This window comes from Aggregatibacter sp. oral taxon 458 str. W10330 (assembly GCF_000466335.1).
Taxonomy (GTDB): domain Bacteria; phylum Pseudomonadota; class Gammaproteobacteria; order Enterobacterales; family Pasteurellaceae; genus Aggregatibacter.
The window spans coordinates 1-23626 of sequence record NZ_KE952596.1 but is presented as its reverse complement, the minus strand read 5'-3'; the positions used below and the strand labels follow the sequence as shown (position 1 = coordinate 23626).

Genomic DNA, 23626 nt, shown 5'->3' with positions numbered 1-23626 from the left:
GCCGTACAGTAGGCGCTGGCGTGGTAGCTAAAATTATCAAGTAAGTATAATAAAAGGCCATATTGGCAAAATACTTGAAGTCTATAAAGAGTGAGTGTTGTTATGACAATGCTCACTTTTTTTATGGCTTTTATCAAGGGATCACATTTTTAAATCAATTTTGTGTGATGACATTTCTGGATAGATAAAATAGCCTTCTGTTCTTAACATGAATAATTGTTTTGTAGCTATGAACAGCCTTTTTATTCGGTTATAGTAGCATTCTTTCATTTTTAACTTTTAACAGGTGTTTATATGACACAAACCACACATAAACGAGAAACATTCTCTGGGCGGAGAGCCTTTATTTTTGCGGCGATCGGCTCCGCGGTCGGGTTGGGGAATATTTGGCGTTTCCCTTATGTTACTTACGAAAATGGCGGGGGAGCCTTTATTATTCCCTATATTGTTGCCCTATTAACTGCAGGTATTCCATTACTTTTCTTGGATTATGCGTTAGGTCATAAATTCCGCGCATCCCCGCCGTTGGCTTATCGTAAACTCAAAACTACGTTTGAAACCTTTGGTTGGTGGCAAGTAATGATCAATGTCATTATCGGTCTCTACTATGCGGTTATTCTCGGTTGGGCAGCAAGTTATACTTATTATTCTTTCAGCTCTGCATGGGGGAGTAACCCGGTCGATTTCTTCTTACATGAACACATCAAAATGGCTAGTGAGGTTGCTTTAAGTTTTGATTTTGTTGGTACAGTTGTCGGCCCATTGCTTGCTGTCTGGATCATCACGTTATTAATTCTCTCTTTTGGCGTACAAAAAGGTGTTGCACGTTCTTCCGTCATCTTTATGCCGATTTTGGTGATTATGTTTATTGCTTTGGTGGTTTATTCTTTATTTCTACCGGGTGCAGCAAAAGGTCTTGATGCGTTATTCTCACCAAACTGGGACAAATTAACCGATCCAAGTGTTTGGATTGCCGCCTATGGACAAATCTTTTTCTCTCTTTCCATTTGCTTCGGTATCATGCTGACGTATGCCTCTTACTTGAAAAAAGAATCGGATTTAACCGGCGCCGGTTTAGTAGTTGGCTTTGCTAATAGTAGCTTTGAAGTGTTAGCTGGTATTGGCGTATTCTCGGCGTTAGGTTTCATTGCTATGGCAAACGGACAAGAAGTTAGCGACGTGGCTAAGGGTGGAATTGGTTTGGCATTCTTTGCCTTCCCAACCATCATTAACCAAGCACCGCTAGGACAGTTACTTGGCGTATTATTTTTTGGTTCCTTAGTGTTTGCCGGTTTAACTTCTTTTATTTCCGTATTAGAAGTGATCATTGCGGCAGTACAAGATAAATTACGCTTGCGCCGCGTGCACGCCACATTTTTAGTTGGTTTACCAATGATGCTTGCATCCACCTTATTGTTTGGTACGGCGGCAGGCTTACCGATGCTTGATACCATGGACAACTTCGTCAATATGTTCGGTATCGTTGCCGTAGCCTTCTTCTCTTTACTCTCCATTATCGTTACCGGCAGATTAAAAGAACTTGGTGAACACTTGAACGAAACCAGCTCTTTTAAAGTCGGGGCAATCTGGAAAGCTTGTATTGTCGTTACTACCGGCGTTTTAGCCTTCATGCTTTACAAAGAAGCCACCAAAGTATTAGCAAACGGCTACGAAGGTTACCCACAATGGTTTGTCAACACCTTCGGCTGGGGTATGGCTGCCGGCTTAGTCATTATCAGTTTTTTACTTTCCCGTTTGCCGTGGAAGCACTTGACACAAAAACAAGGAGAAAATCATGACAACTAATGCAATTATCATGATGGCGATCGCACTAATTATTATCTGGGGCGGATTGCTACTTTCCATCATACGCTTACCAAAAGAGTAATTGATACGATTAAAAACGGCATCTCAGCCGAGAGATTTTTAAGTCTCATCGACTGAGGTGCCGTTTTTATTTGATGAAAAGTAGTGCCTTACTCAATTCATACATAAATTATGCGTTGGCATACATCGTATGTGAATTCAAACTAAATCAGAGAGTTCCTCCAATCCCTTTAAATTTCTCAACAAATGCGGCGATTTTTTGGAATATACGTTGTTTTATTGTGAGGTATTGTGGATTAAGCGGGCTCATTTTCGGGAGAGCATCATTTAAATCCGTGCCTTGTTCACTGGCGTATCCGCGTTTTAAAGATACGTTCATGTAACGTTTCGCGGCATCAATATTCAGTCCTTCACTGCTCATCAATTCATCGGCTTCTTGTTGTTGCTCTTTTTGGGCAAATTGGAAGAATGACTCAATAATGCCGGCTTTGTCGACAATGTTATCCAAGTCAGTTTGATGAATAAAATCCACAATCAAACTTTCTTTTGCTCGGTTTCCTAGGCTTGCTCGAATGATAGATCGAATTTCATCAATCAGCTCAGCTTTATTTTTCGTTTTCTTATTGTGTTCGAAAATCAATTCTAAGATGTAATCCAGATTGATTTCTTGGGATTTTAATAAATCAACTTCAAACACTACATCGTCCCAATTAATAGTCGATTTTGCTTTTTCTTCACTCTCTTTTTGGTGGCGGAGCCAATCTCGAATATCGTTGTAAGTGGAGCGATAATTTTGAATATTACGTTCGCTCGGTATATCAATAGGCCGCATTTCAGCAAAAGCTTCATCCGTTAAATAATATTTTTCTTTAAAGGCTTCAACGGCTTTTTCATCTGCAGTATCGAGCGATTGGAAGGCTTGCAAGGCGGCGAATTCGTCATAATTTTGCAGAATATTTTCAACACGCAAATATTCACCAAATAATTTCACAAAGTCTTTCTTATCTTTTTCCGTTTGAATTTCACTCGGATCAGGAAATTTTTCTTTTAGCTCAGTTACAATATCAACATATCCACGACAAGCAACACCGGCATCGGTAAAGCCTTCCATATATTGTTGATAACTTTTTTCCAATACGACATTGCGTGTATTGGACTTACCGAAAAGCGTAATGGCATCAATGGTGTCTTGTTCTAAATCACGGAAGGTCACGATGTTGCCAAAACTTTTAGTGCTGTTATAAATGCGGTTTGTACGTGAATAAGCTTGAATCAAACCATGGTAGCGTAAGTTTTTATCTACGAATAAGGTATTTAAGGTCGGCGCATCAAAACCGGTTAAAAACATCCCAACGACAATCAATAAATCCACTTCTTTATTTTTGACACGTTTGGCTAAATCACGGTAGTAGTTTTGGAAGGATTTACCATCCACGTCGTAATTTGTTGCAAAATAGCTGTTGTAATCGTCAATGGCTGATTTTAAAAATTCTTTGGCAGTAGAATTCATCGCTTCTACTTCAAAACTTTCATCCGCAATATCCCCAATGGCGTCTTGCTCCTCATTGGCGGCAAAGGAAAAAATTGTTGCAATTTTAAGTGGATTTTTGACCGCACTTTGCAACCGTTTGAACGTTTCGTAATAGATTTTAGCCGCATCGACACTACTTACTGCAAACATGGCATTAAAGCCATTGTTGCCCGCATTAAAACGATGGGTTTTTTGTTTGAAATTATCTAAAACATATTGAGCAATTTGCTCGATACGTTTAGGTTGTAAAAAGGCTTGTTTCTTCTCAAGTGCGGTCAGTTTTTCAAGATTTTTTTCGGTTTCAATGCTCTTAAATTGTGGACGAACATCATTGTAATCCACTTTAAATTTCAACACTTTTTCATCACGAATCGCATCGGTGATAATGTAAGAATGAAGTTCAACGCCAAAAACACTCGCCGTGGTTTCCGCACCTAATGCGTTACTTGGGAAAATCGGCGTACCGGTAAAACCAAATTGATAGTATTTTTTAAATTTTCTCGTTAGATTTTTTTGCGCTTCACCAAATTGAGAACGATGGCATTCATCAAAGATAAAGACGACCTGTTTATCGTAAATCGGTAATTTATCTTCCGATTTCATCAGGTTGTTGAGCTTTTGAATGGTGGTAACAATGATTTTATTGTCGTCTTTTTCGATATTGCGTTTCAGCCCCGCCGTACTTTCCGAACCATTCACGCTATCCGGTGAAAAACGTTGGTATTCTTTCATGGTTTGATAATCCAAATCCTTTCTATCGACCACGAAGAATACTTTTTCAATAAAGTCTAATTCTGTTGCAAGGCGTGCTGCTTTAAAGCTGGTGAGGGTTTTGCCTGAACCGGTTGTGTGCCAAATGTAGCCGCCGCTTTCTTTATTGCTCCAATTTTTAGCCAAATAAGAACTTTTGATTTTCCATAAAATACGCTCAGTGGCGGCAATTTGATACGGTCGCATAATCAATAGGGTATCGGAAACATCAAACACGCAGTAATTCACCAACACATTAAGCAGGGTATGCTTTTGCAAGAAGGTCGCCGTAAAATCCTTTAAATCTTTAATTAAGGTATTTTTTGCCGTTGCCCAATTCATTGTGAAGTCGTAGCTATTCTTATCGCGCTTGGTGGTGTTGGCAAAATAGCGAGTATCTGTGCCATTAGAAATGACAAAAATCTGAATATATTTAAAGAGAGAGTTTTCTTTATTGAAGCTTTCTTTGCTGTAGCGGTGAATTTGATTAAAGGCTTCACGAATGGCTACACCGCGTTTTTTCAATTCAATATGTACAAGGGGTAAACCATTCACCAAAATTGTCACATCATAACGATTATCATAGCTGCCGGTGTGTTCGAATTGATTGATGACTTGCAGAGTGTTATTGGCAAGATTTTTCTTATCTAATAAATAAATATTCTGAATGCGACCATTATCAAACACAAAATCATAAATAGAGTCATCATGGATTTTACGGGTTTTCTCAATCAGACTATCGCTCGGTTTATCCAAATATTCCTCTAAAAAACGTCGCCATTCTGCATCAGAGAAAACCACATTATTCAATCGCTGCAATTGTGCTCGTAAGTTTTTCACCAACGCATCATGCCCATTGATATCTTGTAAATACTCATAGCCTTGCGCCTGTAAATCACGAATAAACTCACGCTCAAGGCTACCTTCCGTTTGATAACCAGCATTAGGCTCTTCTACAAGCTTATTATATTGATCTAAAACGATAAAATGGTTGGATTCGGCGATGGTTTTGTATTGGGTCATGAATGTTCCTTAATTATGATTTTTTGCTTTTTCAGATCTTTTTGCCAATTTTCTAAAATTTCTAAATCTTCATTATCAGCCTGTATGCGTTTTTGCTGTTTTCTGACTTGATCAAATAAGGCATATTGTTCTTTAGTAAAGGTTTCCATTTGTTTCACGGTTCGGGTTCCATTGCCGATAAGCAACGGAAAACCGTTAAATTCAATTAAATTATCGACATTATTACGCCAGAAATTTAATGTCAGATCTTGACGGTTTTTAACGCGTAATTCGGCACTTTCTAAAAAGATCATCACTAGACGATTCAAAGAATCTAATTCATCATGCGTTAAATAGTTTTTAGCGACAATAATATCAGCTTTACGTACAACAGCACCTTTCCAAGAGGTGAGACCCATATTAGGCAATTCAGCATTTGCACGCGTACAAATGAGTTCTGCGGCAGTTTGTTGTGTAATAGCATAGAGCAACTTATTCTGTGTCTCGGCAAAAAACATTTGAGTGACTTTATCTGTTTTATCGTAGTCACTAGATAATTTAAATAACTCCCGTACTTTTTGATAAAATCGTAATTCACTGGCTCGAATTTCACGAATTTGTTCCAGTAATTCATCAAAATGATCAAATCGACCTTGAGGATTTTTCAACCGCTCTTTATCTAATAGAAAACCTTTATCTAAATAAGTACGTAATTGCGTATTCGCCCAACGACGAAACTGTACACCACGAGGGCTACGCACACGAAAGCCGATGGCGAGAATCATATCAAGGGAATAATGTTTTACTTGATATTGCTTGCCATCTTGTGCAGTTATTAAATAATCCTTAATAACTGAAAATTCATCTAACTCTTTGTCTTGTAATATATTTTTTATGTGGGTGGTTATATTTGGTACAGAGGTGTCAAAAAGTTCCGCAAGCTGATTTTGAGTTAGCCATGCTTCATTTTCTACGACAAGCAATGCAACATGGGATTTACCATCATCGGTGTTGTAGATGATTAAGTCGTTCATAGTTTTACTCTATTGTATTATCAGTTTGTGGCTCTTTAATATTTTTTTCTATATAGAAACCGTAATTCTTAATTAGATGTTCCAGTAAATATTTAATAATATTTTTTTCAGCATCTGTGGGTTCAGCGATCACCTCATTCGACAAAGTAGAGTGGCTGGTAAAATTAATAATACGAGAGTAATAACTTTGTTTGGTATCATCATTAGGCAACAAATTTGACCAACCAGAGTAACCAAGGAAATTAGCTGTTTTTTCATATAAGTTACGCAGCAATATAAAGTGGTATTTTTGAATATCCTTGGCTTCAATATCTTCCAATAGTTTTTTCAGAAAGAGATGATAAGAGAAACTCTTGTTGGAACTACCATCTTTCTCTTCAAGCTCAAATGTCTCATTTTCGTTTCTTCTCAACATGTAACACGCTTTATTTCCAATTTCATTGTATAACACGTTATAAAATAAAGGATTGTGAGTGGTAATGATAAATTTAATTTCAGATTGGGTATCTTTAATAAGTTTTGCCAAATCTACAGCTAACTGAATAAGATGATTTTCATCCAATGAACTTACTGGATCATCAATAAAGATATAATTAAGTTCATCAAATTCATTAGTAGAGCGTTCACAAGGTTCACGGATATTTAATTCTGCAATAACCTGTTCAATGAATGTATGAAAAATACTCCAAATAAAATTGCTTTCTTCACCTTTTGACAGTTTTATATTTTCTTCATGTCTACCATCGCCACGTGCAAAACTGAATGTAATTTGATTATTTTCAATATCGAATTTAGGCATGAGTTTTTTGTCACAATAATGATGAAATTTGCTAATCACCTTATCTTCATCCCCCTGCTCTGTAATCAACCAACTGATGAAAGAATTAGATTGAATCTTTAATTTGTATTTAGGGTCATTGTCATTAAGTAGATCATTATCCCAATAGAATAAATCTTCGGTAAGTGCGTTGAAATAAAGGATTTTTCTTCTTGTTAATGTTTTTTCATGAACGTCTTTGCTTTTAGATGCGATAAGTTTTTTAAACTCATTTGAGAGACGGGTTTTACCGCTTCCATTAAAGGCATAAATTAAACTGACCTTTTTACCGGAATCTATTAACTGTTTTGCAATTTCGTCTAAACTTTTAGTCATATTATTCTCTGCCTGGGAAATTCAATAACAATTCTCTGTAATACTCATACCGCTTTTGGCTTTGCTCAATCGCTAAAGGCAATCCTTCGGTGATAGAATTGGTTAAACTTTCAAATTTGTCCAAAATTTTTACGATTTTGGTTTGGACGGAGAGTGGGGGGATAGGAATCTTAATTTTTTCCATCTGGTGACTCATTAGTTTTGGGTTTCCCATGCCAGAATAAACATGTTTTTTAGCCTCGATTGAAAGCCAATAAAATAAAAATTTATAGTTGAGCTCAGAGCTATTTTTAATTTTTATTAATCCACACACATTTGTGATTGAAAATTTCCCTGAGCGGTAAAATGCTGTTCCAGCATTGGCTCCATCTGTTGTCCAGCTAACAAACTCACCATCGAAGTCGAATGAGTTTATTTTTCCAATTTCCCCATTATTTACAGTTTGAGAACTATATACCGGATAATCCCCTACATTATCAGAAAGATACTCTTTTGATATAACTCGTCCTCTAGTTAAATCTGCTACTTGGGTTAAATATTTCCAATCACTTACAACCTTTGCAAGCTCTTCCTCACTTAACAATTTCTCTCGATAGTATTCATACTGCTTCCGGCGTAGTATAAGCTCGCTGGTAAGCTCGCTGGTAAGCGCTGTCAATGCGTCCAAAATTTTTACGATTTCGGTTTGGACGGAGAGTGGGGGAATGGGGACTAAATATTTATCTGTATCAGGTGTTGCAATCTGAGGCATTTGCATCTTTGAACCTAAATTTTGGAAATAAGGCTCCTGATTTTTCAAAACATAATAAATGTATTTAATATTAATATTTTTATCATTTGAATAATAAGACCACATTTCGTTTTTATGAGAAAAAGGCTTATCGTAATATTCAAATTCAATAATCCCTCGAGACTTTACAATAATAGAAGGATTTTTATTGATGTCTTTTTCAGGGATATCTTCAAAATTTACTAATGCAAATGTTTTCCCGCCAGCAAAAATTTTTAGTGGTGCATTGTCTTTATGCAATATTTTCATTTCAGCAGCTGTAATTTTTGTTCCTTTAGTTCTGATTAGAATGTCTTTTAAAGGCTTCCACTCAACCTCAGCCCCATCCAATAATTTTTCTAAAAAAGTGCGGTTATTTTTCATTGTATTTTTTGTTGCTCCTCGTAGGGTGGGCTTTAGCCCACCACCTGTTATCGTAAATTGGTGGGCTAAAGCCCACCCTACGTTTTACCCTCAATCTCCGCCACAAGTTTGTCAATTTCTGCACGCAAGCGGTCGATATTGGCAACAGTGGTATTGATATTCTCGGCGGACTGAAGTCCATCCTACAAATGTTGAACTGTCAACTTTTGGTTGACTGTTGGATTTTAATTTGTTTTGAATACTATATATGCTCACAAAATTTTCAAGAATCAGAAAAAGCTTGCCTAATTGTTACTGAATAACTATAATCCCGCCAGCTCACCTACTCTTTAGTAGAAAGAGGTAGCCGTTCGCCCGGCTTACAATAGGCGACCATTTCTCTATCATTAGAACCATTCGCACTCTTTTAAGGTTTTATCACCATTTCGGTATTTTTCGTAGCGTTTCTGATAATCATCACGTTTTCCTTGGTGATCAATATAAAAACTTGTCACTAAAAATGAAGAGGATTTACCTAGTTTCTGTAAAATCACAACAAAATCTTCTTCATAAGCCCATAAATATAAGCGAATGTCTCGTTTTTTGTTACTTTCACGATGATAAAAAAGCTTAATTTTTTCATGAGTATGATTTGCTAGAATCTCTTTCACCCAGCCAATTCTTTCGGCCCGTCTATAATCAGGATAGCGACCAAGTGAACGAAATTTCGTTATGCCATTTTCCCAATAGATTTCTTTTTCTTCTCGTGAGATTAGATGCCAAAAGACTTTTTCTTTATTATCTTCTAAATCGTGCGATTTAGGGTCTATATAAATTTTTTCGGCTAAATAAGTTTTATTTTCTACAAAGTCTGAATGGAAAATGGAATATAAATAATTAAATAAATTTTCACTTTCAATTTTATTTAAGTCTAATATTTCATCTAGCATCGTTTTCTTCCCTGTGGCTGCATACGGAAGATATTAAAATGCTTTTCCCTAGGTACAGTAGTGATGTCTAATGGATGACATAATTTTTGTTCCAAATATTCTACAAATTGTTGTTTTATCGGACTTTTATGGTCAATATCAGTTCGGTTCTTATAAGCGACAGCTCCGACTAATAAATCACAAAGTTGAATAATTTGTACCTGATAAGATTGCACGATTGTAACTTCTGCTTTTAAATCCCAGTTTGTACCATTTTGTAATACTTCGCATAATTTCTTAGATTTATCTGCACCCAATGTATCCATATAATCTAAATAAATACGGTAAATATTTTTTTTCTCTAAGAAATCTCGTAGTGTGTAATAGAGTACTTTATAGTAAAAATTATTGTGTGAGCCTTCATTGAAGATTTTGTGATTTAAAGACTTTTTATTCATTACGACAGTCGTTTTAAAATGAATTTCTTCATTATCTAAAACGAGATCAATTAGATCGCGGTAGAGATTCCATTGTTGCTTATTTAGCTTACTCCATTTTAGTTCCGGTAAGTAATTGTGTTTATGTCTCAATGCTTTAATTGATTTACTTAACTCAATTGCTTTTTCTGCAGAACAATGAATTGCTCCAATTGCCATAATATCAGATCCATCATGTTCTAAATGACAACTTTCATCACAGAATATTTTATAAATAGCCATTCTATTTCCTTATCTAATTATTGATCAATCTCCGCCACAATTTTGTTAATTTCCGCGCGCAAGCGGTCGATCTTAGCAACGGTTTGTTTAATTTCAGCATTGAGCTCATCGATATCAATCACCTCTCGAGTGTCTTTTTGTTCCACATAAGAACTCACCGCAAGGTTGTATTCATTGTTAACGATGTCTTCAAAGGACACGGATTTGGCTAAATGCGGTACATCTTCTTTATCGGCAAACAATTTGAGAATTTGCTCAATATGTTCCGGTTCTAAAATATTGTTATTGGTGGCGGATTTAAATAAACCGCTGGCATCAATAAATTGGGTTTGGGTATCGGGTTTATGTTTGGAAAGCACCAAAATATTCACCGCAATACTGGTGCCAAAAAAGAGATTTGGCGCAAGCGCAATCACCGTTTCTACATAGTTATTATCCACCAAATATTGACGAATTTTTTGTTCGGCACCACCGCGATAAAAAATGCCGGGGAAGGAGACAATCGCCGCTCGGCCTTTTGCTGAAAGATAACTTAACGTATGCAAAATAAAGGCAAAGTCCGCTTTGGATTTTGGTGCAAGTACGCCGGCAGGGGCAAATCGTTCATCGTTAATCAGTGTTGGGTCATCCGAGCCAATCCATTTCACGGAATAAGGCGGGTTGGAAACGATGGCATCAAAAGGTTTATCGTCACCAAATTGCGGATTCATTAAGGTGTTACCAAGGGCGATATCAAACTTGTCGTAGTTGATGTTATGTAAAAACATATTCATACGGGCAAGGTTGTAAGTGGTGTGATTAATTTCCTGTCCGAAGAATCCTTCTTCGATAATGTGTTCATCAAATGGTTTTTTCGCTTGCAATAATAAAGAACCCGAACCGGCAGCGGGGTCATAAATTTTATTGACCTTATCTTGTCCATATAAAGCCAGTCGAGCAATCAGCTTGGATACGCATTGTGGCGTAAAGAACTCACCACCCGATTTACCGGCATTAGCGGCATAGTTGGAAATTAAAAATTCGTAAGCATCGCCGAATAAATCAATATGATTATCTTCAAAGTCACCAAAATCTAACTCTGCAACGCCTTTTAATACGGCAGCGAGACGGCTGTTTTTATCGGCAACGGTATTGCCTAAGCGGTTGCTGGTGGTATCAAAATCAGCAAATAAGCCTTTGATATCCTGTTCGGAAGGGTAACCTATGGCAGAGTTTTCAATGTCGTTAAAGATTTGTTTTAATTCGGTGTTAAGATTTGGATTGGTGTTGGCATTCGCCACAACATTTTTAAATAATTGGCTGGGGTAAATAAAATAGCCTTTACTTTTTACCGCTTCTTCCTTAATCGCTGGTGTGATGATGTTGTCAGCTAAACCAGCGTAATTGATACTTTCATCTCCATTTTTCATGTAATTGATAAAATTCTCACTGATAAAGCGATAGAAAAGTGTACCCAAAACATACTGTTTAAAATCCCAACCATCAACAGCGCCCCGTACATCATTAGCGATTTGCCAAATACGGCGTTGAAGCTCTTCTCGTTGTTGAATTGCAGTGGCCATGATTGAAACTCCTTAGAAATCATTAAAACAATTGAGAATGAAGATGCTATTCTACCTGTCAATGAGGTTTTTATAAATATTGATGAAGATGATAACGCCCGTGAAATACGCTAGAAAATGACCGCACTTTTGGCGTGAAAAGTCTTGGTATCAGGGGATTATTTTCATTCTGGAAGATTTTGTTTTATTGAGAGGAAAAGAAAATGGCACGTTGTGCGTGGGCGGAGGGTTCGCCATTGTATCAGGATTATCATGATCACGAGTGGGGGAAGCCGCAATTTGATAGTCAGAAATTATTTGAGAAACTCTGTTTAGAAGGTCAGCAGGCGGGGTTGTCGTGGATTACGGTGTTACAAAAGCGGGAAAATTATCGGCAGGCGTTTTACCATTTTGATCCGCAAAAAATTGCGCAAATGACAGATGAAGACATCAATCAGTGTATGCAAAATGTCGGTTTGATTCGTCATCGGGCAAAATTGGAGGCGATTGTGAAAAACGCCAAGGCGTATTTGGCGATGGAAAAGTGCGGTGAAAATTTTAGTCGTTTTATTTGGTCTTTTGTGGATGGGCAACCGCAGGTAAATGATGTGCCCGATTTAACCATGGTGCCAGCCCAGACGGCTGTTTCCGTGGCGTTATCCAAGGCGTTAAAAAAGCGCGGTTTTGTGTTTGTCGGCCCGACCACCTGTTATGCTTTTATGCAATCGATGGGCTTGGTGAATGATCATTGGAATCATTGTCATTGTAAATAAGAATGGGGCAAATAACGCCGATTAACCCCTGTGATTTAGCCTATTTTACAGTATAATCACGCTATCTTTGGTTGTAATGGTTGTCTACTCTCATGAAAAAGAATACTTACACGTTAATTTCGTTGTCAATTTTGACCGCACTTTATAGCGCCGATAGCATGGCTGATTTAGCAAAGCAGTGTTTATACGGTGTGCCGCATTTTACCGGTGAAGTGGTGAGTGGAAATCCGAACGATTTGCCGGTGTATATTGAGGCGGATCAGGCGGAGATAACGCAGCCTCGCAGTGGGATTTATAAAGGCCGTGTGGATGTTAAACAAGGCAATCGCCATTTACAATCTGCGGAAGTTGAGGTGCAACAACAGGGAAGCGGTGATAATGTGCAGCGTTACGCGTTTGCCCGTGGCGGATTTGATTATCAAGACAACCAAATCAATTTGTTGGGCGATGATGCCAAAATTCATTTAAATACCAAAGATACGGATGTTCGCAATGCACATTATCAATTAGTGGATCGCCAAGGCCGTGGGTCGGCAGAAAGCGTGGAATTGCGCGATGACTATCGCGTGATGAAAAACGCGACATTTACCTCTTGTTTGCAAGATGATCATTCTTGGTCGATTTATGCCGATGAAATGCGTCAACACGTTAAAGAAGAGTATGCAGAAATGTGGCATGCCCGTTTTAAAGTGCAGGGCGTGCCGGTGTTCTATACGCCGTATTTGCAGTTGCCGATTGGCGACCGCCGTCGTTCCGGTTTATTGATTCCAACCTTGGGACATGGCAGTCGGGATGGCTATTTTTATGCTCAGCCGGTGTATTGGAATATTGCTCCGAATTTAGATGCCACGTTAACGCCGAAATATATGTCTCGTCGTGGTTGGCAGTTGAACAGTGAATTTCGCTATTTAACGACATTAGGCGAGGGGCAGATTGCCGGTGAATATTTGGGCGATGATCGATTAAAAGATTATGACAGCGAAAATCGTAAGCGTCATTTATTCTATTGGAAGCATAATGCGGCTTTTGCACGAGATTGGCGTTTGGATTTGAATTACACCAAGGTGAGTGATAAGCGTTATTTTAACGACTTTGATTCTGCTTATGGCAGCAGCACTGATGGGTATGCGGATCAAACCGGGCGAATTGCGTATTATCAACCCAATTACAATATTGCGATGTTCGTTAAGCAATTCCAAATTTTTGATGAAGTGGTTATTGGCCCTTATCGCGCCTTGCCTCAAATCGACTTTAATTATTATCAAAATGGATTATTCGGTAATAAAGTGGATTTTAAACTCTTTTCTCAAGCAGTCCGTTTTGACAATGATAGTGCGCAAATGCCGACGGCGTGGCGTTTCCATGGTGAACCGAGTGTCAATACAACCTTGTCAAATCGCTATGGCAGTATGAATTTGGAAGCGAAGCTTTATGCCACCCAGTATCAGCAAAAGAAAGGGCGGTCAGATAAGGCAGAGGACGTTGAATCGAGCGTCAATCGTATCTTGCCACAATTAAAAATTGATTTTCAGAGTGTTTTAGCCTCTAACCAAACCTTTATTTCGGGCTATACACAAACCCTTGAGCCGCGTGCGCAGTATTTGTTCCGCCCTTATAAAGATCAAAGCAATATCGGTTCTAAACTGAATTCGCAGTATTTAGGATTCGGTTACGATTCTTCGCTATTACAACAAGATTATTTTTCGCTGTTTAATTCACGTCGTTATAGCGGCTTGGATAGAATTGCGTCAGCCAATCAAGTGACGCTAGGGGGAACCAGTCGATTCTTTGATGAAAATAAAGAAGAGCGGTTTAATATCGCCGTTGGGCAAACTTATTACCTTGAGCCGTCACGAATTGATGAGAACCGTGATAACCGAACCGAAGGATCGTCTTCTTCATGGGCGATTGAAGCGAATTGGAAAATCAATGATCTGATGCGTTGGCGGGGAGGCTATCAATACGATCCTCAGCTGGGGCAGGTTTCTCTGGCGAACACCGGAATAGAATATAACCCGACAAAAAATAACGTGGTGCAGTTAAATTATCGCTATGCCAGTAAAGAATATATTAACCAAAATTTAACGGCAGAAGCGAATCGCTATAATCAAGATATTAAGCAACTTGGCGTTCAAGTCGGTTGGGAATTAAGTGATCATTGGGCGATTGCAGGCCGTTATTATCAAGATTTAGCCCTTAAAAACCCGGTGGAGCAATACCTCGGCGTGCAGTATAACACCTGTTGTTGGAGTGTTGGTGTTGGCGCAAGACGTTATGTTACCAGTCGTCAGAATCAAAAAAATGATGACATTTTCTATGATCACGGAGTTGGCGTCACCTTTGAACTACGTGGGTTTAGCCATGATCATAAAACCGGTATAGAGAATATGATGAAAAAAGGCAAATTGCCTTATTTGCAGGCGTTTAGCCTTTACTAATGATGAGAATGCCCTGACATGATCAGGGCATTTTTTTGTTTGAGAGAGCGTTTAAGCGGCAAAGAAACGTCTGCGCATCATGAGGTAAAGCGTGCCTAGTATCAACAATCCAATCATGATGGAGGCAAACCAGAACAGGGATAAACCGAGCACGCTAAGCAGCATATCTGCCGTACCTTGGTATAAATGCAATCCCACGTTTGCCATGGATGCCAGTCCAAACGAGAATGCCCAAAATGAAACGGTGAAACCATTTTGGAAAATCCAAGGCAGTAAACGAATTAAGAACAATAATTGCAACACACCGTAACCGATAAGTAGCTTCACCAATAAATCGATTTCGCCACCATTTAACGCCAAATAAGTAGAACAACCCACGAATGCCGGCGCAAGCTGAATGCCAATAACCGGACGAACGGCAGGTGCGAGCGGCTCTAAATTGCGTAATCGTTGCAAAATTGCCGGTTCTAGACTGAGCCATGAAAATACACCGGCACCGAAAAAGAGCATACCAACTTCGCTATAACCTAAATAGCCTAATGCCGTGCCACTCACAAAATTGGTTGCCACCGTTGGTAAGTACATAATTGGTGTGGCGGCTTCCGCTTTATGAATGCCGCGCCACAATCCTGCTGCACGGTAAGCAGCAAAAGCTAACTGCCCGATGATGCCCAATGTGATTAAGCCAACAGACAAAGCGATTTCATACGGCAACGCCGCTAAGCCAATCAACATGGTGGTAATTGGAATCAAGCTGATAAAACAACACTGAATGACGTGATGTAATTCTTCTTTAGCCTGATGTGGAAAACGCCACCATTTCACACCATAAGCGGTGATAAAAATCAGCCAAATTATCGCAGCTAAACCAAGCAAGGTTTCACCGACCCATGCCGGCAGTGCCACAGTGTGAGCACCATAACGCCAAGCTAAGCCTAATGCGGCTAACCCTAAAACGATACTGAAATAATTGACCGGAATAGGAAAAGGTTTTTGCTGTTCCATTAATCTGCCTCAATTTGATAACACAAGTCTTGTTCAATCACGCGCAACAACAAATCAATATTGGGATGTTTTCCGGCATTTTCGCGCGCATCTTGCGTATGTTCGGCGAAAAGTTGTAAGCCTTTTTGTGCTGAAGTGCGGTCTAATTTCCCATTAAATTCTTGCGCTAAGGCATTGTACACGCGCAGTGAACCTAATTTGCCGGCTACGGCGGGAATGTGATGAATCACCGTGCCGTTATCTAAGATAGTTAATCCGGAAAGGTGATCAATGGGAGGTAATGTGTCTAATACGGTTTTAAAGTCCATAAAATTTCCTTCGGTCATCGGTTAAAAAACTAACGAATGGCTTGTTGACTATCGATTTCGCCCTGCTTGCCGATAAAGCGCACTTCTGGTTGTAAGTGAATATCAAAACGCAATGCCACAAGCTGATAAATATGATGGGCAAGTTCAACGACATCAGATGCCGTAGCATTGCCTTGATTAATCAATACTAACGCCTGTTGCTGATGCACTGCGGCACCGCCGATTTGGAAGCCTTTCAAGCCGCATTGATCGATAAGCCAACCTGCGGCTAATTTTATGCTGCCGTCCGCTTGAGGAAAATGTGGGATCGTCGCATAGTTTTGTTGTAATCGCTCAAATTGTTGGGTTAAAACCACGGGGTTCTTGAAGAAACTGCCTGCGTTGCCAAACACGTTCGGATCCGGCAATTTACTTTGACGCACGGCACAAATTTCGGCAAAAACATCCGCAGAAGTGACCGCACTTTTATCCAGATTGGCTAAATTGCCGTATTTCAACACCGGTTTCCACGCCTTCGCCAATTTTAAGCCAACGGCAGTTATCACATAACCTTGCGCATATTGATGCTTAAAGACGCTTTCCCGATAACCAAATTCGCATTCGGCATTGGTGAGGCGGAACAATTCGCCGGAGTGAAGATTCATCACCTCCACATAATCACATACATCTTTAAATTCCACGCCATAAGCGCCGATATTTTGAATCGGCGCGGATCCTGCACAGCCGGGAATGAGCGCCAGATTTTCCAAACCATAATACCCCTGCTCGATGCTCCATCTCACCAAGTCATGCCAGACTTCGCCGCCATTAACGTGTAAATAATGAAAATCCGCATCTTCCCGATGTTCAATGCCAAGTAGGCGATTTAGCAAGACGGCGCCATCAAAATCCTCTACAAAAAGCACATTGCTGCCTTGTCCTAAAAAAAGCACCGGCAACTGTTCTGCCAAGCAGTCTTGCCAAGCCTGTTGCAATGCCGGAATCGAGTGAATCTCGATGATTTTTTTAGCTTTTGCAGGAAGAGAAAAGGTATGAAAAGGTTGTAAATTTTGCATGTATTCGTCCTTTTAAGATAAGGCGTGAGCCAGTGTGACTTTGACTTCCGTGCCGCCACTTGCTCGACGAGAAATTGTTAATTTGGCATTGAGTTGTGTACTGCGTTCTTGCATGATGTTTAAGCCGTAATGCCCGTCAGGTTCTTCCAAACTAGGAATACCCACACCGTTGTCGCGCACAATGAGTTCGTATTCGCCATCTTCGTTTGTGTGCGCAATCACTTCAATTAAGGTGCCCTGCGAATGTTTAATGGCATTTAATACCGCTTCACGCACAATTTGCAAGGCATTCACTAACTGTGGCGCATTAAAACTTTGCGATGGCAGGGAGCAATCTACGCTCATTTGCATATCGGTTTGATTACGTAAAGAATCAATGACTTGCTCCAATGCCAGTTTTAAATTCGCTTCCTGAATGGTTAAACGGAAGGTCGCCAACAGCTCGCGCAATTGGCTATAACCATCGCTCAGGGCTTGTTCAAATTGCTGAATAATTGACAAACTTTTCTTTTTGGAATCCGGCTCATCTTTATTCAAATTATGTTTTAACAAGGTTAATTGAATTTGTAAAAAAGCTAACACCTGGGCTAACGAATCATGTAGCTCACGGGCGATAATAGAACGCTCTTCCATTAACAACAATTGCTCTTGCTGACGTTGGGTTTTATGGAAATAGAGTGAACGGCTAAGCATTTGCGCTAAGTTGTTCATGGTGCGCAAATCCGGGCAAGGCAACCCCGCCTGCCAATGCAGAATCGCCAAGGTTTCGCCTTCCATGCTCACATCTGTTTGCTGACATTCGATTAACGGTTGTTTGGTTCCCAAGCAAATATTCCAATGTTCCGCATCTAACACTTCTAATTCCAAATAACGTAAATGTTCGCTGCTCATGATATTTTGCATCACCATTTGCAAAATCTTGCTGTTAATATTGTTGGTGGTAACCAGTTGTGAACAGTGGTATAGCGTAGTTAAAGAGCGGTTGGTTTGTTGCAACTTTTGTGTTTTTTCATTTACCGTTGCTTCAAGACTGGAATATAACTTACCCAATTCAGAGGACATCTTGGTGAATGTGCGCGCTAAATTGCCGATTTCATCTTCTTTATCTACATCTAATGGAATATGTTTAAATTGCCCCATTTGCACTTGGATACTGGCTTGCGTCAGCTGTTCCAATGGGCGCACAACAGCCTTACGGGTGTACCAATTCACATACGAAACCATCACAAAAATCAACAATAATGACAAAGCAATTACCCATACTGCCAAAATCCAACGCTGTTCGGCGGAATATTGCAATGCAGAGACAAATTGATCCACTTGCGCCACATAGTCGGCAATATCACGTTGATATTCAACGAAATTTTTTTGTCGCGCGAATGACTCCATTTTCTCCCAACGCATAATAAGATTGTCGTAAGAGGATTTCACGTCTTCAGACACAAAAAACTGGTGGTGGATATTCTGTAGCGATTGTGAATACAGAGTTTCACGGTATTGCTGCAAGCCTTTTTCCACTAACTCCGGTTGATGCTCCATGTCGTACAATAGGCGATAACTTTGCATACGCAATGAGCCGGAGACATTAATGGCTTCGGCATACGATCTATTGCCCGCCATTAACGTAAAGCTTAAAGAGGCAATGACACCAACAAAGATAATAATCACAATGAGATAGTTGGCTATGCGGGTAGAAACGGAGTGTTTAATTTTAACCATAGAATATCTGTCTAAGTGCGTTGCGGGGTTTCGACTGCACAGGCTCTCCCCATTTGGATAGGACGATGAGGAGAGCATGAAGTGCGGTCATTTTGGGCTGTCTTTTTAACGCAAGAAATAACGATAGGATTTACTGTCGGTAACATCTTGATAGACATAACCTAAGGTTTTCAAAGCGTGTTCAAATTCGCTGGTATCGCATTGTTCCAACTGAAATCCGGCGAGAATATTGCCGTAGTCGGCACCGTGAGCGCGGTAGTGAAAAAGAGAAATGTTCCAGCGACCACCCAACGTTTCAAGGAATTTTAATAATGCGCCTTTTTGCTCAGGGAATTCGAAGGTATAAAGGCGTTCGCCGTGATCAGCAACCCGTCCCCCCATTAAATAACGCACGTGGGTTTTGGCGATGTCATCATCGGACATATCTTCTACATCGAAGCCGTTTTGTGTTAACTCTGCGATAATTTCTGCTTTTTCGGCCTCATTCGCAGTGCGAACTCCAGCGAAAATACAGGCTTTTTGGTCATCTGCGTAGCGGTAGCTAAATTCGGTCACTGCACGCGCACCAAGCGTATGGACAAATTTTAAGAAGCTGCCCGGCTGTTCCGGCATGGTGACGGCAAGCAAGGCCTCGCGGTTTTCACCGATTTCGCAACGTTCGGATACATAGCGGAGCGTATGGAAATTCAAGTTGGCACCGGAGAGAATTGCCGCCATATTTTTGCCTTGAATATTGTGTTGTTTGACATATTTCTTCAAGCCGGCTAAGCCTAATGCCCCTGATGGCTCAGAGACAGCGCGCACGTTTTCAAATAAATCTTTCATCGCGGCACAGACTTCGTCACTATCTACCAACACCATATCATCTAAGTAGCGTTGGCAGAGGCGGAAAGTTTCATCGCCAATGCGTTTTACGGCAACGCCGTCGGCGAATAAGCCAACATGTGCTAAATCCGTCGGTTCACCTTTTTCTAATGCGGCAGTTAGGCAGGCAGAATCTTTGGATTCTACGCCGATGACTTTAATTTCCGGCATAAATTGTTTCAGTAAAATTGCCACACCGGCAGCCAAACCGCCACCGCCGACTTGTACGAAGACATAATCCAAATCCGCCACTTGTTGTAACATTTCCATCGCTAATGTGCCTTGCCCGGCAATGACTAACGGATGGTCGAAAGGCGGAATAAACGTCATGTTTTTTTCTTTGGAAAGCGCAATAGCCTTAGCCTTGGCTTCATCGAAATTGGCACCGTGTAATAACACTTCGCCGCCGAAACCACGCACCGCATCCACTTTAATACTTGGGGTGTTTTGTGGCATCACGATAAGGGCTTTTAAGCCAAGCTGTTTTGCTGATAACGCCACGCCTTGTGCATGGTTGCCGGCAGAGGCGGCAATCACACCTGCGGCTTTTTGTTCCGCCGATAGACTGGAAATCATGGCATAAGCGCCACGCAGTTTGAAGCTGTTAACCGGCTGGCGATCTTCACGTTTGATCCAAATCGCATTATGCAGGCGCTCAGATAACTTATTCATTTTTTGTAATGGTGTTACCTGTGCCGCTTCGTAAACACGTGAGCCCAATTTGACGATGGCGTTAATATAATCGTTTTGGGTGGGATGAGGGGTGGTTAATAAGTTTTTCATGATGATATTATATCGTAGATGTCGAGTATGATTGTGATGGCAAACAAGTGAAAGTGCGGTGGATTTTAGAAATGCTTTTAAAATTCACCGCACTTTTTGTTATTATCATTTTCCTTTTTTCACCCAGTAGCGATAGGGAAGTTGTTCGGTTTCGCTATGCAACAGGGTGTGATCCATAAATTGACAAAAACTGGGGATGTCTCGCGTTGTGGCCGGATCATCGGCTAACATTAAAAGCACATCACCGTTTTCTAAATGGCGAATATGTTTGCGGATTAACATGACCGGTTCAGGGCATCGCAGCCCGATAGTATCCAGTGTTTGGGTGATTGTAATGTTCTTCATTTTGGCTATTTGTTATGAAAAATTGCAGGTTATAATACAATAAAACACAGTATAAAATCAGCAAAATTCCTTAATGGCATGATTGAATATAGCATTCCTAAAAGTGCGGTGGATTTTACCGAAGAAATTAAAAAAAGCCGTTTTATTACCTATTTGCGCCACACGGAAGGTTTGGCTGAGGCGAAAGCCTTTTGGCATGAAATCAAGGTATTACACCCGAATGCCCGGCATTGGTGTTGGGCAACGGTGGCGGGCAAGCCCAATGATTCACAACAGCTCGGTTTTTCGGATGACGGCGAACCGGCGGGAACGGCAGGAAAACCGATGTTGGCGGCTTTACAAGGAAGCGGATTAGGTGAAATTTGCGCAGTAACGGTTCGGTATTATGGTGGCATTTTGCTAGGGACCGGCGGCTTGGTTCGGGCTTATGGCGGCGGTGTTCAACAAGCGTTAAAGCGGTTGGACGTCACGACCAAAGTGGACTATTTGCGCTATCAAGTGCGGTGTGATTATAGCCAAATTCAGTGGCTACAAGCATTGTGCGAAAAATATGATGCGGCGGTTATCGAGCAAGATTTTCAGGTTGAAGTTACAGTAATGTTAGGGATTCGCTTAGATAAATTGCAGGCATTTGAACGGGAATTGACCGAAAAATCTGCCGGTAGATTATCTTTGGAACAGAGTGAGTAAGAGAGTTTTTTGTGCATTTTCTATCTATTTTACGCATTGTTGGTATTCTTGTGATGTGCTTTTCAGGCACAATGTTATTGCCGGCATTTGTCGCCCTGCTTTACGGAGACGGTGGCGGTAAAGCCTTTATTCAATCTTTTGTGATTAGCGCTATCGCCGGCGCCATTTTGTGGTGGGCATGCCATCATCACAAAGAAGAACTGCGTTCGCGAGAGGGGTTCTTGATCGTTGTGGCCTTTTGGGTCGTCATGGGCAGTTTAGGGGCGATCCCATTTATTTTATTTGAAGATCCCGATTTGACGATTGCCTCTGCATTTTTTGAATCTTTTTCCGGTTTAACGACCACCGGTGCGACGAATATCATCGGTTTGGATAAGTTGCCGAAAGCGATTTTATTTTACCGCCAATTTTTACAGTGGTTAGGTGGTATGGGGATCATTGTGTTGGCTGTGGCGATCATTCCATTATTGGGGATCGGCGGCATGTCATTATATCGCGCCGAGATTTCCGGGCCGGTCAAAGAAAATAAAATGCGCCCGAGAATTACCGAAACAGCGAAAACATTATGGTTTATTTATGCTTCATTAACGACACTGTGCGCAATGGCTTATTGGTTAGCCGGAATGTCGCCATTTGATGCAATTAGCCACAGTTTCTCAACCGTTTCTATTGGCGGCTTTTCTACGCATGATAGCAGTATCGCGTATTTTAATAGTTCTGCCGTTAATCTGATTACCATCGCATTTTTACTCATTTCAGCCTGTAACTATGCCTTGCATTTCAACGCCTTTTCTCAAATTGGCAAAGGCAATATCCTGTCGAGCTATTTTCGTGATCCGGAATTTCGCTTTTTTATTTTTATTCAATTGGTGCTTATTGCGGTATGTTTTGTGATGTTGCTTGGGCATCATCGTTTTAATGATGATTGGCTACAAAATCTTGAACAATCGGCATTCCAATCGGTTTCCATTTCGACAACCGCAGGTTATACCACCTCAAGTTTCGATCAGTGGCCATTATTTCTTCCGATCTTATTATTATTCGCCTCTTTTATCGGCGGTTGTGCAGGATCGACTGGTGGCGGATTGAAAGTCGTGCGCGTACTTGTGCTTTATTTACAAGGTAAACGAGAGCTTAATCGCTTAATTCATCCGAATTTAGTCTATCCGATAAAATTGGGTAAACGTGTATTGGATGAAAGGGTGATTCAAAGTATTTGGGCGTTTTTTTCTGCCTATTTATTGGTCTTTGTCATTTGTTTACTTGGTGTGATTAGCTGTGGCGTTGAGACATTTGACGCATTCAATGCCGTCATTGCTTGTTTAAATAATCTTGGACCGGCACTGGGGTCGGTCAGCAGTAATTTTGTTGATATTCCCGACAGCGCCAAGTGGGTTCTCACGTTAGCGATGGTGTGCGGACGTTTAGAAATCTTCTCACTTTTAGTTCTATTTACACCGACATTTTGGAAATCTTAATGAAAACGCTCATTCTCTATTCCACACATGATGGACAAACCAAAAAAATAGCCAGTTTTATTGCAAATGTGATTAAAGAAAACGTGGAGATTAAGTCAATTCATGATGAATTCGATCTTCAAGCCTATGATCGTATTATGATTGGCGCCTCGATCCGCTACGGGCATTTTAATAAACTGCTGTATAAAATGTTAGAAAAACACACCGCACTTTTAAATCAGAAGACGACGGCATTTTTCGGCGTCAATTTAACGGCGCGAAAACCTGAAAAATCCACACCGGAAACTAATGTTTATGTACGCAAATTTTTGCAACGTATTACCTGGAAACCGACGATATCGGCAGTGTTTGCCGGCGCGCTGCTTTATCCGCGCTATAAGTTTTTCGATCGTATTATGATCCAATTGATTATGCGCATCACTGGCGGAGAAACAGATCCGACAAAAGAGATCGAATATACAGATTGGCAGAAAGTGCGGTCATTTTCTGAGGCGTTTTTGCAGATCAAATAAGCAAATTGTATTTTTTCTAACCTATCAAACATTTTTTT

20 protein-coding genes are annotated in these 23626 nt (G+C 40.3%); 7 read left to right on the top strand and 13 right to left on the bottom strand.

What is annotated here, in order from left to right:
* Positions 1-294 precede the first annotated feature (294 nt).
* Both HMPREF9065_RS07950 and HMPREF9065_RS09855 read left to right on the top strand, forming a co-directional pair.
* On the top strand, positions 295-1806 hold the full coding sequence (locus tag HMPREF9065_RS07950) for a sodium-dependent transporter (protein ID WP_021615417.1): 1512 nt from the start codon (positions 295-297) through the stop codon (positions 1804-1806).
* Entirely contained in the window at positions 1796-1888 is a 93-nt protein-coding gene (locus HMPREF9065_RS09855) for a methionine/alanine import family NSS transporter small subunit (RefSeq protein ID WP_033002399.1), read from the top strand. The genes HMPREF9065_RS07950 and HMPREF9065_RS09855 overlap by 11 nt, the downstream gene beginning before the upstream one ends.
* 147 nt (positions 1889-2035) lie before the next feature.
* Here the strand turns inward: HMPREF9065_RS09855 and HMPREF9065_RS07955 are convergent, their stop codons facing one another.
* The 7 genes from HMPREF9065_RS07955 to HMPREF9065_RS07985 form a co-directional block, all read right to left on the bottom strand.
* Entirely contained in the window at positions 2036-5131 is a 3096-nt protein-coding gene (locus tag HMPREF9065_RS07955) for a type I restriction endonuclease subunit R (protein ID WP_021615416.1), read from the bottom strand.
* Entirely contained in the window at positions 5128-6144 is a 1017-nt protein-coding gene (locus HMPREF9065_RS07960; protein ID WP_021615415.1) for a virulence RhuM family protein, read from the bottom strand. The genes HMPREF9065_RS07955 and HMPREF9065_RS07960 overlap by 4 nt, the downstream gene beginning before the upstream one ends.
* 4 nt (positions 6145-6148) lie before the next feature.
* Positions 6149-7297, bottom strand: coding sequence for an AAA family ATPase (locus HMPREF9065_RS07965; protein ID WP_021615414.1), 1149 nt, complete (start codon positions 7295-7297; stop codon positions 6149-6151).
* Position 7298: 1 nt separating this feature from the next.
* Entirely contained in the window at positions 7299-8450 is a 1152-nt protein-coding gene (locus HMPREF9065_RS07970) for a restriction endonuclease subunit S (RefSeq protein WP_021615413.1), read from the bottom strand.
* A gap of 386 nt (positions 8451-8836) precedes the next feature.
* Positions 8837-9379, bottom strand: a complete 543-nt coding sequence (locus HMPREF9065_RS07975) for a hypothetical protein (protein WP_021615412.1) — start codon at positions 9377-9379, stop codon at positions 8837-8839.
* Positions 9373-10077: a DUF3800 domain-containing protein gene (locus HMPREF9065_RS07980; RefSeq protein WP_021615411.1), complete on the bottom strand. Its 705-nt coding sequence runs from the start codon at positions 10075-10077 to the stop codon at positions 9373-9375. The genes HMPREF9065_RS07975 and HMPREF9065_RS07980 overlap by 7 nt, the downstream gene beginning before the upstream one ends.
* A 17-nt stretch (positions 10078-10094) precedes the next feature.
* Entirely contained in the window at positions 10095-11639 is a 1545-nt protein-coding gene (locus HMPREF9065_RS07985; protein ID WP_021615410.1) for a type I restriction-modification system subunit M, read from the bottom strand.
* A gap of 203 nt (positions 11640-11842) precedes the next feature.
* Here HMPREF9065_RS07985 and HMPREF9065_RS07990 point away from each other — a divergent pair, with 203 nt between their 5' ends.
* Positions 11843-12391 (top strand): DNA-3-methyladenine glycosylase I, encoded by a 549-nt coding sequence (locus HMPREF9065_RS07990; RefSeq protein ID WP_021615409.1) that lies wholly within the window; start codon positions 11843-11845, stop codon positions 12389-12391.
* Between the two features lie 92 nt (positions 12392-12483).
* The gene (lptD, locus tag HMPREF9065_RS07995; RefSeq protein ID WP_021615408.1) at positions 12484-14829 is read left to right on the top strand and encodes an LPS assembly protein LptD; all 2346 of its coding nucleotides are present in this window, start codon (positions 12484-12486) and stop codon (positions 14827-14829) included.
* Between the two features lie 51 nt (positions 14830-14880).
* Here the strand turns inward: lptD and tehA are convergent, their stop codons facing one another.
* The 6 genes from tehA to tusA form a co-directional block, all read right to left on the bottom strand.
* Positions 14881-15834 carry a dicarboxylate transporter/tellurite-resistance protein TehA gene (tehA, locus tag HMPREF9065_RS08000; protein ID WP_021615407.1) on the bottom strand — a complete coding sequence of 318 codons (954 nt, stop codon included), beginning with the start codon at positions 15832-15834 and terminating at the stop codon, positions 14881-14883.
* A complete protein-coding gene (locus tag HMPREF9065_RS08005; RefSeq protein ID WP_033002398.1) occupies positions 15834-16142 on the bottom strand; it encodes a DUF2322 family protein in 309 nt (102 codons plus the stop codon). Before HMPREF9065_RS08005 ends, tehA begins: the two co-directional genes overlap by 1 nt.
* Before the next feature lie 29 nt (positions 16143-16171).
* Complete coding sequence (gene murB / locus HMPREF9065_RS08010) at positions 16172-17197, bottom strand: UDP-N-acetylmuramate dehydrogenase (protein WP_021615405.1); 1026 nt, start codon at positions 17195-17197, stop codon at positions 16172-16174.
* A 12-nt stretch (positions 17198-17209) separates the two neighbouring features.
* Positions 17210-18916, bottom strand: a complete 1707-nt coding sequence (gene narQ / locus HMPREF9065_RS08015) for a nitrate/nitrite two-component system sensor histidine kinase NarQ (RefSeq protein ID WP_021615404.1) — start codon at positions 18914-18916, stop codon at positions 17210-17212.
* A gap of 105 nt (positions 18917-19021) precedes the next feature.
* Positions 19022-20563: a threonine ammonia-lyase, biosynthetic gene (gene ilvA / locus HMPREF9065_RS08020; RefSeq protein ID WP_021615403.1), complete on the bottom strand. Its 1542-nt coding sequence runs from the start codon at positions 20561-20563 to the stop codon at positions 19022-19024.
* 105 nt (positions 20564-20668) lie between these two features.
* Positions 20669-20908: a sulfurtransferase TusA gene (gene tusA / locus HMPREF9065_RS08025; protein ID WP_021615402.1), complete on the bottom strand. Its 240-nt coding sequence runs from the start codon at positions 20906-20908 to the stop codon at positions 20669-20671.
* 78 nt (positions 20909-20986) lie between these two features.
* Here tusA and HMPREF9065_RS08030 point away from each other — a divergent pair, with 78 nt between their 5' ends.
* The 3 genes from HMPREF9065_RS08030 to hemG are packed head-to-tail and all read left to right on the top strand — an operon-like array spanning position 20987 to position 23588.
* Positions 20987-21598 carry a YigZ family protein gene (locus HMPREF9065_RS08030; protein WP_021615401.1) on the top strand — a complete coding sequence of 204 codons (612 nt, stop codon included), beginning with the start codon at positions 20987-20989 and terminating at the stop codon, positions 21596-21598.
* Positions 21599-21609: 11 nt separating this feature from the next.
* Positions 21610-23076 carry a TrkH family potassium uptake protein gene (locus tag HMPREF9065_RS08035; RefSeq protein WP_033002397.1) on the top strand — a complete coding sequence of 489 codons (1467 nt, stop codon included), beginning with the start codon at positions 21610-21612 and terminating at the stop codon, positions 23074-23076.
* The gene (gene hemG / locus HMPREF9065_RS08040; protein ID WP_021615399.1) at positions 23076-23588 is read left to right on the top strand and encodes a menaquinone-dependent protoporphyrinogen IX dehydrogenase; all 513 of its coding nucleotides are present in this window, start codon (positions 23076-23078) and stop codon (positions 23586-23588) included. The genes HMPREF9065_RS08035 and hemG overlap by 1 nt, the downstream gene beginning before the upstream one ends.
* The last annotated feature ends 38 nt before the right edge of the window (positions 23589-23626 follow it).